General features: G+C 54.7%; 16 protein-coding genes and 1 pseudogene. 7 read left to right on the forward strand and 10 right to left on the reverse strand.

All coding sequences use genetic code 11. The annotated features are described in order from the left end of the window. Nucleotides 1–4: 4 nt before the first annotated feature. A complete protein-coding gene (rsmI, locus tag LVD14_RS14510; protein WP_237134837.1) occupies nucleotides 5–883 on the reverse strand; it encodes a 16S rRNA (cytidine(1402)-2'-O)-methyltransferase in 879 nt (292 codons plus the stop codon). 140 nt (nucleotides 884–1,023) lie between these two features. On the opposite strand from rsmI, the gene LVD14_RS14515 reads away from it, so the two are divergent. The 4 genes from LVD14_RS14515 (at nucleotide 1,024) to LVD14_RS14530 (ending at nucleotide 4,598) form a co-directional block, all read left to right on the forward strand. Next, nucleotides 1,024–2,883, forward strand: coding sequence for a penicillin-binding protein activator (locus LVD14_RS14515; RefSeq protein WP_237134838.1), 1,860 nt, complete (start codon nucleotides 1,024–1,026; stop codon nucleotides 2,881–2,883). A gap of 38 nt (nucleotides 2,884–2,921) precedes the next feature. Beyond that, the gene (locus tag LVD14_RS14520; RefSeq protein ID WP_272907352.1) at nucleotides 2,922–3,317 is read left to right on the forward strand and encodes a YraN family protein; all 396 of its coding nucleotides are present in this window, start codon (nucleotides 2,922–2,924) and stop codon (nucleotides 3,315–3,317) included. Nucleotides 3,318–3,435: 118 nt separating this feature from the next. After that, the gene (locus LVD14_RS14525) at nucleotides 3,436–4,029 is read left to right on the forward strand and encodes an SIS domain-containing protein (protein WP_237134839.1); all 594 of its coding nucleotides are present in this window, start codon (nucleotides 3,436–3,438) and stop codon (nucleotides 4,027–4,029) included. After that, on the forward strand, nucleotides 4,026–4,598 hold the full coding sequence (locus LVD14_RS14530; protein WP_237134840.1) for a BON domain-containing protein: 573 nt from the start codon (nucleotides 4,026–4,028) through the stop codon (nucleotides 4,596–4,598). Before LVD14_RS14525 ends, LVD14_RS14530 begins: the two co-directional genes overlap by 4 nt. A gap of 17 nt (nucleotides 4,599–4,615) precedes the next feature. Here LVD14_RS14530 and LVD14_RS14535 read toward each other — a convergent pair whose 3' ends face one another. The 8 genes and pseudogenes from LVD14_RS14535 to zapE all read right to left on the reverse strand — a co-directional run bounded on the left by LVD14_RS14535 (nucleotide 4,616) and on the right by zapE (nucleotide 10,819). Further along, nucleotides 4,616–5,044, reverse strand: a complete 429-nt coding sequence (locus tag LVD14_RS14535; protein WP_237135002.1) for a ClpXP protease specificity-enhancing factor — start codon at nucleotides 5,042–5,044, stop codon at nucleotides 4,616–4,618. 14 nt (nucleotides 5,045–5,058) lie between these two features. Continuing rightward, nucleotides 5,059–5,691, reverse strand: coding sequence for a glutathione S-transferase N-terminal domain-containing protein (locus LVD14_RS14540; RefSeq protein WP_237134841.1), 633 nt, complete (start codon nucleotides 5,689–5,691; stop codon nucleotides 5,059–5,061). A 51-nt stretch (nucleotides 5,692–5,742) separates the two neighbouring features. Further along, entirely contained in the window at nucleotides 5,743–6,327 is a 585-nt protein-coding gene (locus LVD14_RS15585) for a cytochrome c1 (protein ID WP_411268297.1), read from the reverse strand. 165 nt (nucleotides 6,328–6,492) lie between these two features. Beyond that, nucleotides 6,493–7,680: pseudogene (locus LVD14_RS15590) on the reverse strand (cytochrome b); the annotation flags it as partial. An 80-nt stretch (nucleotides 7,681–7,760) separates the two neighbouring features. After that, the gene (gene petA / locus LVD14_RS14550) at nucleotides 7,761–8,360 is read right to left on the reverse strand and encodes a ubiquinol-cytochrome c reductase iron-sulfur subunit (RefSeq protein ID WP_237134842.1); all 600 of its coding nucleotides are present in this window, start codon (nucleotides 8,358–8,360) and stop codon (nucleotides 7,761–7,763) included. A gap of 365 nt (nucleotides 8,361–8,725) precedes the next feature. After that, the gene (gene rpsI / locus LVD14_RS14555; protein ID WP_237134843.1) at nucleotides 8,726–9,118 is read right to left on the reverse strand and encodes a 30S ribosomal protein S9; all 393 of its coding nucleotides are present in this window, start codon (nucleotides 9,116–9,118) and stop codon (nucleotides 8,726–8,728) included. A 27-nt stretch (nucleotides 9,119–9,145) separates the two neighbouring features. After that, the gene (gene rplM / locus LVD14_RS14560) at nucleotides 9,146–9,574 is read right to left on the reverse strand and encodes a 50S ribosomal protein L13 (RefSeq protein ID WP_237134844.1); all 429 of its coding nucleotides are present in this window, start codon (nucleotides 9,572–9,574) and stop codon (nucleotides 9,146–9,148) included. Nucleotides 9,575–9,673: 99 nt separating this feature from the next. After that, a complete protein-coding gene (zapE, locus tag LVD14_RS14565) occupies nucleotides 9,674–10,819 on the reverse strand; it encodes a cell division protein ZapE (protein WP_237134845.1) in 1,146 nt (381 codons plus the stop codon). Between the two features lie 225 nt (nucleotides 10,820–11,044). Between zapE and LVD14_RS14570 the strand changes: the two genes are divergently transcribed. The 3 genes from LVD14_RS14570 (at nucleotide 11,045) to cysN (ending at nucleotide 14,436) form a co-directional block, all read left to right on the forward strand. Further along, the gene (locus tag LVD14_RS14570) at nucleotides 11,045–11,482 is read left to right on the forward strand and encodes a YhcB family protein (RefSeq protein WP_237134846.1); all 438 of its coding nucleotides are present in this window, start codon (nucleotides 11,045–11,047) and stop codon (nucleotides 11,480–11,482) included. A gap of 133 nt (nucleotides 11,483–11,615) precedes the next feature. Beyond that, nucleotides 11,616–12,524, forward strand: coding sequence for a sulfate adenylyltransferase subunit CysD (cysD, locus tag LVD14_RS14575; protein ID WP_237134847.1), 909 nt, complete (start codon nucleotides 11,616–11,618; stop codon nucleotides 12,522–12,524). A gap of 1 nt (nucleotide 12,525) precedes the next feature. After that, a complete protein-coding gene (gene cysN, locus LVD14_RS14580) occupies nucleotides 12,526–14,436 on the forward strand; it encodes a sulfate adenylyltransferase subunit CysN (protein ID WP_237134848.1) in 1,911 nt (636 codons plus the stop codon). Here the strand turns inward: cysN and LVD14_RS14585 are convergent. Next, nucleotides 14,433–15,227, reverse strand: a complete 795-nt coding sequence (locus LVD14_RS14585) for a Nif3-like dinuclear metal center hexameric protein (protein WP_237134849.1) — start codon at nucleotides 15,225–15,227, stop codon at nucleotides 14,433–14,435. The two genes, cysN and LVD14_RS14585, sit on opposite strands and share 4 nt — an antisense overlap. Between the last annotated feature and the right edge of the window lie 38 nt (nucleotides 15,228–15,265).

Genomic DNA, 15,265 nt, shown 5'->3' on the forward strand with positions numbered 1-15,265 from the left:
GGTGCTAGTCCTGCTGCGATTCAGCAGCCATGGACAGACCCGCCTGATACAGCGCATTCTTTTTGGCTCCGGTGATTTCAGATGCCAGGGCAGCCGCCTGCTTGAGCGGTAACTCCCGCGCAAGTATTCCCATTACCCGCTGCGCGTTCCCGTCCACTTCTGCAGCTTCAGGCCTGGGAGCTCCATGCACAATGACAACAAACTCGCCTTTGCGTTGATTATCATCATCGGCCAGCCAGTCACACAGATTCGCCAGTGAATCACCGTGCACGGTCTCCCAGGTTTTGGTTAGCTCTCTGCAGATCACCGCCTGGCGATCACCCCCAAACGCGGCAGCCATATCGTTGATGGATGCCTGAATGCGGTGGGGCGACTCATAAAACACCAGCGTGCGAGCTTCGTCAGCCAGAGCACCAAAGTATTTTTGTCGCGCGCCAGACTTGGCCGGAGCAAACCCCTCAAATACAAATCGATCACTGGGTGCGCCTGCCACGCTCAATGCAGCAATCAGCGCGCTTGCCCCGGGAATCGGCACCACAGCGATACCGCGCTCCCGGCAGCGCATCACCAGCCCGTAACCAGGATCGGAAATCAGCGGCGTGCCAGCATCCGAGATCAGCGCGATAGACTGCCCTTCTACCAGTCTCTGCAACAGCGCAGCCTCCTGCCTTTCATTGCTGAAATCATGATAGGCGACCATACGGGTGGAAACTCCCAGGTGTTGCAACAGGCGGGCACTATGGCGGGTGTCTTCAGCGGCAATGACATCCACGCCCTGCAGTACGCTTATCGCCCGCTGACTTATGTCCTGCAGATTGCCTATGGGTGTCGCAACGACGTACAGTGTCGATTTGGCAACTGCCGAAGCATTTGCGTTTTCCATGGCAACTCCTGACTTTTGAGAAGGCGTTATGTCGCATCCGGCATCAGCGCCTGCTATGATTATTTACGCCTAGATATAACGCATTATTCGAGACACTAGCGACTAAATTTTCTGAACGCCTATCATAGCAGCCCGCATTTATGACCGTCACTGTCCGCACACTTTTACCCCACCGCCCCCTTCTGATCATCTCGCTCGGAATTCTGGCTGCCTGTGCATCAGATCCGATCTCCGACAATACGCGGCCGGAACAGACTGTCACGGAAACGTCCATGCCAGCTGCAGTGGGAGAGCTGGACATCATTCTGCAACAGGCAGCACAGACAGACGGACCAGAAGCTCAGATCCTGTTAATGGAGGCTGCCGCCGACGCGCTCGACAACGGTGACAGCGAAGTTGCAGCGCAATTGCTGGAAGCTGTTGACACTCGACCGTTGTCCGGACAACTGCAAGCTCGCCAGTTGCTGCTGCAAGCACGCCTGGCGCTTGCCAGAAACGATACAGCAACGGCTGCCCAGTTGCTTGAACAGCAACAGGATGTGAGCCAACTGCCCACTGACACGCGCATCGCCTTCATGCGCGGTCGAGCCGATCTCTACCTGACTTTGAACCAGTACCTGGCGGCCGCCAGGGAGTTGACCCGCGTCGCGCCGATGCTGCCCGCCTCAGAACAGGGTGAGAACATCGACAGCATCTGGCAGATACTGTCGGCCGCACCCGAGGAAAGCCTCAACGCCCAGCGCAACATTATCGACTCCTACGAGCTGCGCGGCTGGATCGACCTGGTCACAGTCGTAAACGCGCGCGAGGACAATATAGAGGAACAGGTCGAAGCCGTTAATCGCTGGCAGGCGCGCTGGACCCAACACCGCGCCGCTGGCCGCCTGCCTGAGTCCCTGGCCTATACAGTGCAGTTAATCCGTGACAAACCGCAGCGTATCGCCCTGATGGTACCTCTGGCCGAGGCTGCCGGTCAGGCGGTCGCAGAGGGCTTTCTGGCCGCGTATTACGAGGCTGTGGCCCAGCAGCAACAGGTCCCCGATGTCACCGTGATTGACACCAGTGGAGTCGTTGACGTGCTGCCTCTGTACCAGCAGGCAGTTGAAGCCAGCGTGGATCTGGTGGTCGGCCCGTTGCGCAAAGAGTCAGTGCGACAACTGCAGCAGCAGGCCTCGCTCCAGATCCCGACACTGGCACTAAATTATGGTGATGAGGGTGTCATCAATCCCGCTGGCTTCTATCAGTTCGGCCTGGCACCCGAAGATGAAATCAGACAGATCGCCAGACTGGCCGCCATGGCCGGCCATCAATCAGCCGCCCTGCTCACCCCTGCCGGGCCCGAGTACCAGCGTTTCCGGGAGTTCTTTACGCTGCAGTGGCAACAACAGAATGGACGCGTGACCAGCTCTGCCACTTATGGTGGACCTGGCTCCTACTCAGACACCATAAGACAGCTTTTGAACATAGATGCCAGCGAGGCGCGCGCAGAAAGATTGCTGAGTGTGTTGCCAAGGCAGGACATGGAGTTCATCCCCCGCCGGCGCCAGGACACAGACTTCATTTTTATGCAGGGCAACCCCAGCGAGGGTCGACAGCTTAAATCCACCCTTGGTTTTCATTTCGCTGGCGACCTTCCGGTGTTTGCGATGCCATCAATCTTCAATGGCGAGTTCAACGCCGTTGCCAACCGGGACCTCAATGATGTCATCTTCATCGATGCACCATGGATGCTGGGCACGGCTGACCCGGCCCATCGACAGGCTCAACAGACCTGGCCAGGTGCGCCGGCTGCTGTGCAGCGACTGCGCGCCATGGGAGTTGATGCATTCAGACTGCACGCGCGCACCGGCCAGCTCGCCAATTTTCCAGAAACCCGCATTCAGGGCGTAACCGGAATGCTCCACATGAGAGCTGATGGCAGTATCGCGCGCGACCTGGTCGTCGCACAATTCGACGACAACGTTCCGCAGATCATACCTGCCGAGCAACTAATGGAGTAAGCGCCCGGAGCAGCGCCAATCAATACTGGAGGACATGGATGTCAGCCACAAGAAATAATGTTATTAAGCCTGCAGACCGCCGTCAGGCTGGTCACCAACTGGAATCTCTCGCCGCCAGCTGGCTTGATCAGCAAGGCCTGCAACTCGTCCAACAGAATTTTTATTGCCGGGTTGGAGAAATCGACCTGATCATGATGGATGAGGGCACAGTGGTGTTCATCGAAGTCCGCTTCCGCAGCCGCACCAGCTTCGTTGATCCGATAAGCAGTATCAATCGAAAGAAGCAGCAACGTATCATTAAAACTGCCCTGTATTATCTGCAACGAAATAAGATAAGCAATTCAGCAAGATGCAGGATCGATGTGCTGGGCATCTCGTCCGCTTCCGCCGGCAACTATCAGTTTGAATGGATTAAAAACGCAATCCAGACGTAATTTACTTCAAGAACCAATTTTCTTGTTGCGTGAGACTCACCTTGAAAGCACATTCCGGTAGAATGCTCAGGACGGCCATCAGACTTAACATCAGAACCATCGACGCCGGGTATTATCAATGAGTTTGCAGCTACGCATCCAACAGCACTTCCAACAGGGTACCGACAAACTGCGCGAAGCCCACGATATGCTGGCCAACCCGATTGCCGAGGCGGCCGAGGCGCTGGCAGGTGCATTACTGCAGGGTGGCCGCATACTGGCTTGCGGCAACGGCGGCGGCGCTGCACTGTCGCAGTATTTTGTACAGGCACTGGTCAACCGGTTTATCCGCGAGCGGCCAGGCCTGCCTGCCATCTGTCTGAGCGCCAATGCGACACAGTTGACCGGGCTGTACCAAAACCACGATTCGGCATCGGTTTACGCGCAACAGATTCGGACTCTCTCGCAGCCACTGGATGTCCTGGTTATATTTGGTGGCGATGCCGAGGCAGCCAACCTGAGAGAGGCCATCACTGCAGCCAACGACCGGAGTTTGACCGTCATACTGCTGAGTGGTGAGCAGAGCGCTGGACTGGCCGAAGTGTTAAACTCTGAGTCGTACGAAATACGGGCACCGTCCAGACACTCACACCGGTGTTTCGAGATTCAGGTACTTATTTGCCATTGCCTTTGCGACTTGATCGATATTCAGATATTTGGAGAAGAACTGTGAGCCTTAAACATTTTGCATGCATGGGCCTGATACTGAGCATGATGTCCTGTACAACCATTCTGACGCAAACCACGGGAGACCAGGGACTGCAGGAAGATCCGTATCTGCGGACCGCCGGCACCATCGTTGAAGACGAATCGATTGAGACCAAGGTAGCGGTCAATATGCGATCCCAGGAACCACAGTTCCGTGATGCCAGCTTTGACGTCACAAGTCACAACGGCGTTGTGCTGCTGGTTGGTCAGGTCCAGTCCGAGGCGCTAAAAGAGCAGGCCGCCCGCATCGCCGCCGATGCCAGCGTGCACGTTCGCAGAGTTCACAACGAACTGGAAGTAGCTGGCAGCCGCAGCATGCTGGCGCGAGGCAATGATTCCTGGCTGGCTACCAAGGTGCGCACGCAGCTGGTTGCCAACGACGATGTGAATGCCAACCGGATTCGAGTGGTCGCCAATAACGGCACGATTTATCTGATGGGCATTGTTGATCGCTCAGAAGGAGACCGCGCCGCCAGCCTCACTCGCAGTGTAGGTGGTGTTCAGCGCGTGGTGACGGTATTCGAATACCTGTAAACAGCTAATCTAAAGGCTTACTTGACGACCCGCAGTGATGGGCGCTTACCCTCTGATTTGGGTGCGCCGGCGGGTTTGGCTTTGCCGGCTTTACCAGAGTCATCCGATACTGGCGCATCAGGTGGCGGCGGCGATGGAACCTCAGTCTCGAATACCATGCCCTGGCCATTTTCTCTGGCATAAATACCCATAATCGCACTAACGGGCACATATACTGGCGTCGGAATACCTGCGAAGCGGCCGTTAAAGTCCACTGCGTCATTGTTCATCTGCAGGGCATGAACCGCAGCTGGAGAAATATTCAGGACGATCTGGCCATCTTTTACATACTCCTGCGGCACCTGCACATGCTCAGCGTAGGCGTTCACAACGATGTATGGTGTACATTCGTTTTCCAGTATCCATTCGTACAAGGCGCGTAACAGATACGGACGACTGGAAGTCATGGCCATAAACGGACCTATACCATCTCTTTTTCCTGATCCGACAAGCTGCTTCGTATCGAATCCCGTGAGAACAGACGAGCGCGATATTCCAACAGCGGCTGGACAGCCTTGTGGCTGCCAAGATCCACACCCAGCGACGGAAGCCGCCACAGAATCGGCGCGACACAGCAGTCCACGATGGTGAATTCGTCACTCATGAAAAAGGGCTTTTCCGAGAAGATTGGAGCGATGGAAATCAGGCTTTCACGCAGTTCCTTGCGCATTTTTTCCTGTTGCGCAGCGGTACCCTTGCCCACTGACAGCTCGTCCACCACCGCACACCAGTCGCGCTGGATGCGATACATCCAGAGGCGGCTTTGGGCACGTGCAACTGGATAGACCGGAAACAGAGGCGGGTGCGGGAAGCGTTCATCAAGATATTCCATCATGATGTTCGCCTCATACAGCACCAGATCCCGGTCTACCAGCGTGGGCAGGCTGTTGTACGGATTCAGGGAAGACAGGTCTTCAGGCGGGTTGGCTGGATCCACGCTGATTGTCTCAACGGTGACACCTTTCTCCGCCAGCACGATTCTCACTCGATGACTGTATTGACTGTTGCCATCAGAATAAAACGTCATGGAAGAGCGCTTAGCTACAACACCCATAAATTGCTTCCTCAAATAATACCGTCAGCCTGCACACGTGTGCATGGGCTTTTAGTGAATACGTCTCCAGTATTCACGGTTCAATAGCACAACCAGGATGAACAGCAATGCCAGGAATCCCAGTACATAGACACCGATGGCCTGACGCTTCAGACGCACTGGTTCGCCGATGTAATACAGGAAGTTCACCAGGTCATGTATCACGGTATCAAACTCTTCAGGCGTCAGCTCACCGGTTCCTTCGACATGAGCCAGTTCGCACTGATCGGGTGACTCCGCATTATTCGTGCAGATTACGTCACCCTGCAGGCTGTGAAGCACATTGGGCATACCAACGTTAGCAAACACCTTATTGTTGACACCATATACACGCGCCTCATCCTCGTAGAACGAGCGCATGTAGGTGTAGAGCCACTCCGGGCTGCGCACGCGGGCGATCAGCGTCAGGTCTGGTGGCGTTTTGCCAAACCAGTTGTTGCTGCGGTCCGCGGGCATGGCGTTTTCCATCAGATCACCGATAGCGGCATCACCGAAGATCAGGTGATCCATTACGAGATTGTTGGGTACATTCAGGTCAGTCGCTGTACGCTCGTAACGCGCGTACTGCAGCGAATGACAGGAATGGCAGTAGTTCATGTAGGTTTTCCAGCCGTTTTGAAGCGATGCTTCATCACGCAGGTCCAGCTCGATCTCATCAAGATGAACGTTGGAGGACTCGGCACCCACAGCTTTCAGTGGCACAACAACCAGCAACGCCAGCAGAGCCAGGGTGATGACCAGCTGCTTGTTGCTGATCCAGCGCCCTGTGACACGCTGCGGCTCAGGGAACACCTGCTCCTTCTTCGTATACCAGGGCATCAGGAAGAAGAACAGGAAGTACAGCACCGTACAGAACTGAGCCAGGGCAATTCGCGCCGGGCTTGTACCCAGCGTACCGAGATAACCCAGAATCAGGAAGCTGGAGATGAAAATCAGCAGCGCAATTCGGCTGTACCAGCCCTTGTAGCGGATTGACTTCACCGGGCTTCTGTCCAGCCAGGGCAACACAAACAGAATGGCGATAGCACCAAACATTACGATCATGCCCCAGAACTTCGCGTCAATGCCAAACAGAGGCACTGTCACTGCTCGCAGCATGGAGTAGAAAGGCGTGAAGTACCACACTGGCGGCACGTGTTCAGGCGTAACCAGCGGGTTTGCTTCCTGGAAGTTTGGCGGCTCAAGGAAGTAGCCACCCATCTCCGGAGCAAAGAAGATGATTGCACAGAACACGAAGAAGAAGACGGTAATACCGACCAGATCGTGGACCGTGTAGTACGGGTGGAAAGGCACGCCGTCAACAGGAATGCCGTTGGCATCCTTGTTCTTCTTGATTTCGATACCGTCTGGGTTGTTGGATCCCACTTCGTGCAGAGCCAGCAGGTGCAGTACAACAAGCGCGATCAGGACTATCGGCAGTGCGACCACGTGCAGAGCAAAGAATCGGTTAAGTGTCGCACCGGAAATCAGGAAGTCACCACGAACCCATACAAGCAGATCTTCACCGATGACCGGAATAGCGCCTACCAGGGATACAATCACGTTGGCACCCCAGTAGGACATCTGACCCCAGGGCAGAACATAGCCCATGAAGCCTTCCATCATCAGAATCAGGTAGATGGCCATGCCAAATACCCAGATCAGCTCTCGCGGCTTTTTGTAGGAGCCGTACATCAGACCGCGGAACATGTGCAGATAGACCACAATAAAGAATGCGGACGCACCTGTGGAGTGGATATAGCGGATCAACCAGCCAAATTCCACATCACGCATGATGTATTCGACGGACGCGAATGCGCCTTCAGCACTATTGGTATAGTGCATGGTCAGGAATATACCGGACACCAGCTGGATAACCAGCACGACCAGTGACAGGACACCAAAGAAATACCAGAAGTTGAAGTTCTTCGGTGCGTAGTACTTGCTCATGTGCTTTTCCCACGCGGTCATGATCGGCAGACGATCATTAGTCCAGTCGCGCAGGCCTACGAGTGAGGACACAATCCAGCCTTGTTTCTTCGTATCGCTCATTATGCACCCACCTCGTCTTCACCAATCACAAGAACAGTATCTGATTCGTAGTAGTAAGGCGGCACTTCCATATTACGGGATGCGGGAGAGCCGACATAAACACGTCCGGCCAGATCGAACTTCGAGCCATGGCAGGGACAGTAAAAACCACCCTTCCAGTTTTCTTCAAATGGCTGAGCACGAATCTCCAGACGAGGCGTTGGAGAACAGAACAGGTGCGGGCACAGACCGATCAGCACCAGAATCTCTGGTTCGCGCGAACGGTATGCATTCTGCGCATACTCGGGCTGTTCTGGCTGAGAAGAATCTGGATCCTGCAGATCATCAGCAATAGTCGGAAGCGCTTCCAGCGCCGCCTGCGTTCGACGGACCACGAATATAGGTCGTCCGCGCCATGCCGGGATAGGACCAAGGATACCACCCTCTTCTATCTGGCTGATATCAACCCGAACCGGGGCACCCGCTGCGCGCGCTTTGGCGCTGGGATTCCAGGAACCGACGAAGGGCACTACCGCGCCTACGACACCGGCTGCGCCCACAACCGAGGTTGACCCCAATAAAAACCGTCTGCGGCCAGAATCAGTACCGTCTTCACTCACCGTGTATTCTCCTGAGCTTTGTCGTCTATCAAAAAAGAATCAAGACCGCAGCACGACTGTTATAAGCCATGTCACGGACGAAATCTGCAAAATGCTGCTGCGCTTGTCTGGGCTCGCCTTTGTTATCAGATCGTGAGGCAATCTGTATTTATGAGTCGGAAGTGGCGCAAACCGGCAAACGGGCTGAATGGTAGTTAATTTGGCGACTTTTTTCAAGCGCCCGATCACCCAATACACAGTTAAGCACTTGAATAAAATACAGAAATTTATTTTCCACCAGGCGAAAAAAAAGCGCCTGTCGCGAGACAGAGCGCTTTTTTGATTCTAACGCCTCCCAACTCGTAGTCGGCGAAGAAAAATAACGATTAACGCTTGGAGTACTGAGGACGCTTACGCGCCTTGCGCAGACCCACTTTCTTACGTTCAACGGCACGCGCGTCTCGTGTAACGAAACCTGCTTTACGCAGCGGCGAACGGAGCTCTTCGTCATAGGCAATCAATGCACGGGTCAGGCCGTGGCGAATAGCGCCTGCCTGGCCGAAGCTGCCACCACCATTGACAGTCACTTTGATGTCAAACTGGTTGTCGAGCTCCAGCAGTTGCAGGGGCTGCTTGACAATCATTCGTGCCACTTCGCGGCCAAAGAATGTGTCCAGTGAACGGTTGTTGACCGTGATCTCACCGCTTCCTTTGCTGATAAATACGCGCGCGGTTGCGGTTTTGCGTCTGCCGGTGCCGTAGTATTGAGTCGTTGCCATGGGGATTCCGTGAACCTCTTAAAATTCTTACAGTTGCAGAGCCTGCGGCTGCTGCGCCGCATGTGGATGCTCGTTACCGGCATACACTTTCAGCTTTTTAAACATTGCTCGACCCAGCGGAGTGCGGGGCAGCATGCCTTTTACGGCCAGCTTCAGCACTTTCTCAGGTGAACGGTCGATCAGCTTCTCGAAGCTGAAAGATTTCAGACCACCCGGGTAGCCGGTGTGATGGTGGTACATCTTGTTGGCAGATTTCCTGCCTGTCACACTGACCTTCTCAGCGTTAACCACCACGACAAAGTCGCCGGTATCCACGTGAGGCGTGTATTCAGGCTTGTGCTTGCCGCGCAAACGGGTTGCGATCTCTGCCGCCAGACGACCTAGCGTCTGGCCTTCTGCATCTACCAGCAGCCAGTTGTGTTCAACATTTTGTGGTTTGGCACTAAAAGTCTTCATGTAACATCACCGAAAAGGGCATATTCTTCAGGGAGCGCGAATACTACCGAAGAGCCTATTAAACATCAAGTATTTTATGGAGTATTTCTTTCCAACAGATCAGGGGCGATGTTCGCGGGCCAGATACTCCTCGGACTGCATCTCTAACAGGCGACTGCGGGTGCGCTCAAATACAAAGGCCAGCTCCTGGCCAACATACAAATCACGCAATGGCACTTCTGCCGAGATGATCAATTTTACATGGCGATCATACAGCTCATCGACCAGACTGACAAATCTTCTTGCCACATCATCACTGGCCACCCCCATCTGCGGAACATCCGCGAGCACCACTGCATGATAGATCTTGGCCAGCTCTATATAGTCAAATGCGCTGCGAGCACCGGCACAAAGCCTGTCGAAGTCAAACCAGATCACATCTTCGGCTACCCTGCGCGCACGCACCGGTCGACCCAGAACATCAATATCAACATCGCTCAACACCTCTTCATGACCAGTACAGAGCCTATTGAAACCGTCATCCAGCGCTGTATCAGCCTTTTCTCCCAACGGCGAGAAATACAGACATGCCTGTTTCAGGGCGCGCAGGCGATAATCAACCCCGCCATCCAGCTCTATAATCTGCGTATGCCTGTGAAGCAGTGCAATGGCAGGCAGAAACCGGTCGCGCTGCAATCCATTGGCATACAGACCATCAGGATGGATGTTTGAAGTAGCCACCAGCACAACTCCGCGCTCAAACAGATGTTCCAGCAGCCGACCCAGAATCATGGCATCACCGATATCCGAGACAAAAAACTCATCGAAGCAGAGAACCCGGGTGCTTTCCGCCAGATCCTCAGCCACCCGCTCGAGCGGATTCTTCTGATGCTTCAGCGCAGCAAGCCGTGTGTGCACCTGCTGCATGAACCGGTGGAAATGAGTGCGCTGCTTGTCAGCGAACGGCAGGCTTTCATAAAACAGATCCATGATGTAGGTTTTGCCGCGCCCTACGCCGCCATAAAAGTAGATGCCCTTGACTGGCTCCTGTGATGCAGCCCTGAACCACTGCATAGGGTTCACCCAGCGCCCCAGACCATTGGACTGCCCGCCCGCCAGCAATTGTTTATATAGCCGCTCTACCGCCTCGATGGCTGCGGCCTGCGCAACGTCCGGCTGCAGCAGGCCAGATTTTAGGTCATTCTGATAGCGCTGCTGCGGCGACGCTGTTGGCGCAGAAATCCCCGACACTGGTACGCCGCTCATAGACTGTTCTCTCCTGACGTTAAGCCGGGCATTCTAAGCGAATGCCTGTTTGTAGACAAAGGCAGCACGGAGGCAGGCAACACAGAACGATTGCATCGTGATAGAATCGCCATGACTGAACGAACATCCTTATATTCAAAAAAGCAATATGTATATGTTTTTATATAGCTATACATGCTTTAAAAGTTTCATTATTGTATCGCCGTTAAGCGAAGGTGGATCCGTATGTTGTGGTTGACAGGCATCGCGTGTCTGGCAGTTGGTCTGGTAGCCGGACTGCTTGTTGGTAAAAAAGTACAGACCGGCAGCCCGACGCGAATTGCTGAACTAGAAGCACAGATTCAGGAATTGCAGCGCAGCCACGCCGATTATCGCGAGCACGTTAGCAGTCACTTCGATACAACGGCAGAACTCGTGCAACAGATGACAGAAAGTTATCGCGATGTGTATCAGCATCTGGCCACCGGCGCTCAACAGCTTTGCACCGAAGATGTTGCCAGCAAATTGCTGCCGGCAGGTGAGCAGACGATGTTTGTCAGCGATGCTGACCAGAACGATACACTGGAGCCGCCGAAGGATTACGCGCCCAAGAAGTCGCCTGGCCCTGGCGCTCTGTCTGAGGAGTTCGGGCTGGACAGAAACACGTCTCGCGCAGAGGAGTGAATCGCAGCGGCCATCAGGCCACGGCGACCTCCCCATCATCGTAAGCAAAGCACTCCAAATTCAATGAGCAAATATGCTGCCTCCTGGCCATGGCCGGGAGCCCGCGGCTTGCGGCAACCTAGAACCTGAACTTATGGCTGACTACAACCTGACACACCTCAAGCAACTGGAAGCCGAGAGCATCCATATCATTCGCGAAGTCGCAGCGGAATTCAGTAATCCGGTTATGCTTTACTCCATTGGCAAGGATTCCTCGGTCATGCTGCACCTGGCGCTTAAGGCGTTCTATCCTGGCAGACTGCCGTTCCCGTTGATGCATGTAGACACAACCTGGAAGTTCCGGGAGATGATCGAGTTTCGCGATACCCAGATGAAGAAGCTGGGTCTGGACCTGATCGTACACACCAACCAGGAAGGCGTTGCGGCAGGCATCGGACCGTTTACTCACGGCAGCGAAAAACACACCGATGTCATGAAAACACAGGCCCTGCGCCAGGCACTGGACAAACACAAGTTTGATGCCGCTTTTGGTGGCGGCCGCCGCGATGAAGAAAAGTCCCGCGCCAAAGAGCGTGTATTTTCCTTCCGCGACAAGAACCATCGCTGGGACCCCAAGAACCAGCGTCCGGAGCTCTGGAACACGTACAATGGCAAGGTCAACAAGGGTGAAAGCATTCGAGTTTTTCCGCTGTCAAACTGGACCGAGCTTGATATCTGGCAGTACATCTACCTGAACAACATCGACATCGTGCCTTTGTATTTCGCCAAGAAGCGGCCCATCGTCAACATCGACGGGGTGGATATCATGGTCGATGACGACCGTATGCCAATTCCCGAGGGTCAGAAAATTCAGGAGAAAATGGTGCGGTTCCGGACCCTGGGCTGCTACCCGCTCACAGGTGCCGTTGAATCCAAGGCCACCACTCTGCCCGAGATCATCCAGGAAATGCTGTTAACAACCAGCTCCGAACGCCAGGGCCGCTTGATCGACTCGGATCAGGCAGGGTCCATGGAAGAGAAAAAGCGCAAGGGGTATTTCTGATATGTCACACCAGTCCGAATTGATTAGCACTGATATCACTGCATACCTTGCGCAACACGAGCGCAAGGAACTCCTGCGCCTGTTGACCTGCGGCAGCGTTGATGACGGCAAGAGCACCCTGATTGGTCGACTGCTGCACGACTCCAAGATGATCTATGAGGATCAGCTGGCCGCCATTCAGAAAGACAGCCTCAAAGTCGGCACGACCGGCGGCAAACTCGATCTGGCGCTGCTGGTCGATGGTCTGCAGGCAGAGCGTGAACAGGGCATCACCATCGATGTTGCCTATCGGTATTTTTCGACTTCAAAACGAAAATTCATTATCGCCGACACGCCCGGTCACGAGCAGTACACGCGCAACATGGCCACAGGTGCGTCAACCTGTGACCTGGCGGTCATCCTGATCGACGCTCGCCATGGCGTTCAGGTTCAGACCCGACGCCACAGCTTCATCACCTCGCTGCTGGGGATCAAGCACATCGTTGTGGCAGTGAACAAGATGGACCTGGTCGACTACAGCCAGGACGTTTTTGAAAAAATCCGCGCCGACTATCTGAAGTTTTCCGAAAAACTGAAACCGGCCGAGTTTCACTTTATACCGATGTCAGCACTGGATGGCGACAATGTCGTCAACCCCAGCGCCAACATGGCCTGGTACGAAGGCCCGACATTGATGAACCTGCTGGAGAATGTTCAGATCACCGAGAATCGGAACTATGAAGACTTCCGCTATCCGGTTCAGTATGTCAATCGCCCCAACCTTAACTTCAGAGGCTTCTGTGGCACAGTAGCGTCAGGTGTCGTTCGTAAGGGCGACGAGATTATAGTGCTGCCATCACGCAAGAAGAGTCGTATCAAATCGATTGTGACCTTTGAAGAAGAACTGGAGCTGGCACACTCTGATATGGCGATCACACTGACCCTGGAGGACGAAATCGACGTCAGCCGCGGCGACATGATCGTGCATCGGGACAACATGCCTACAGTGGCCGAAGAGTTTGATGCCACGGTAGTATGGATGACCGAAGACGCATTACTGCCAGGCAAGATGTATGACTTTAAACTGGGTACAAAAACGGTCAGCGGCCGAGTCAATACCATCAAACACCAGATTGATGTCAACACATTGGAAGAGAGTCCGGCCCCGGCACTGGAACTGAACGAAATCGGCGTGTGCGATGTATCGGTAGATCAGCCGGTGTGCATCGACAGTTATGATCGCAATCGCAATACCGGCTCATTCATCGTCATCGATCGCCTCACCAATGTCACAGTCGGCGCGGGCATGATCAATCTGGATGCGGCCGCCGCCAAACGCCGCAAGCGCAGTGGAATTACTCACGTTACCCGTGAAGAGCGTTCAGCACGCTACGGTCAGAAACCGGCAACGGTCATGTTCATCGGTGTCTCCGGTGCCGGCAAGTCAACACTGGCTCACGGCCTGGAACGTCGTCTGTTCGACATGGGAAGGGTCAGCACGGTGCTGGACGGTAAGGCCATGCGACTGGGTATCAGCAAAGACCTGCCACATGACGCAGAGGGCCGCGCTGAGAACCTGCGCCGCAGTGCGCATATCGCCCGCTTCATAAACGACTCGGGACTGATCTGCTGTGCCGCTTTCGTCGCGCCAAACCCGGATTCACGTGAGCATGCGGTCAGTGTCATTGGCAAGGACAACTGCTACATCGTCTATCTGAATCCGCCCATTGAGGTCTGCCAGCAGCGTGACCCCAGCGGTATCTACGCAGCTGCAGAGGCAACAGGATCAGCCGATATCCCTGGCATCTCCTTCCCTTACTCGCCACCTGAAACGGTCGAGCTGGAACTGGATACCGCCAGCCTCAGCGTCGATGAATGCCTGGATCAGGTGCTGGATATGATGCGCGACAAAGGTATTCTTAACGGCCGCTAAACCGGATTATCGATGTCGATAAACTGATGGCTAACGTCGAACTGCTGGGCGATCCATTCGCCCAGCGCCTGGACGCCATAGCGCTCGGTGGCGTGATGTCCGGCAGCGAAATAGTGGATACCGTGCTCACGGGCCATATGAACAGTAGGTTCGGAAATCTCGCCTGATATGAAGGCGTCTGCACCGATCTCAACCGCCCTCTCGATATACGACTGCGCGGCGCCCGTACACCAGGCGATGCGTCGGATTGGACGGTCTGCCATATCCCGCCCGGCGCCGCTCAATAAAGACTGTGGCGCGATGTGCAATGGCTCACGCTGCAGTGCTTCATGAATGCGCGCTCGCAGCGATTCGCCGGTCATGGGGGTCTCCAGCTCGCTGTACAGGCCCATCGGTTGTCTGTTGATTTTGGTGAGCTCGCCACTGACAGGCAAACCCAGCACGGCTGCCAGCTTTGTGTTGTTGCCCAGCTCAGGATGTGCGTCCAGCGGTAAATGGTAAGCCACCAGGTTGATGTCGTGTTCCAGCAGCAGGCGCACCCGCCGCTGTTTCAGACCTGTAATGACAGACGACTCGCCACGCCAGAAATAACCGTGGTGCACCAGCAGCAGATCTGCGCCGGCCGCGGCAGCCGCTTCGATCATTGCCTGACTGGCTGTCACACCCGATACAACATGCCGAATCTGGTCTTTTCCCTCAACCTGCAGTCCGTTTGGGCAATAATCATTGAACTGGTCCGTCTTCAGCAGAGAGTCCAGTTCTTTGAGCAGGGTGCGGCGATCTATCGGCATAACGATTTACCTTCACTTAATGGGTTTTTATTCGCATA

It is taken from the genome of Pseudohongiella sp. O18, assembly GCF_021729085.1.
Lineage (GTDB): Bacteria > Pseudomonadota > Gammaproteobacteria > Pseudomonadales > Pseudohongiellaceae > Pseudohongiella.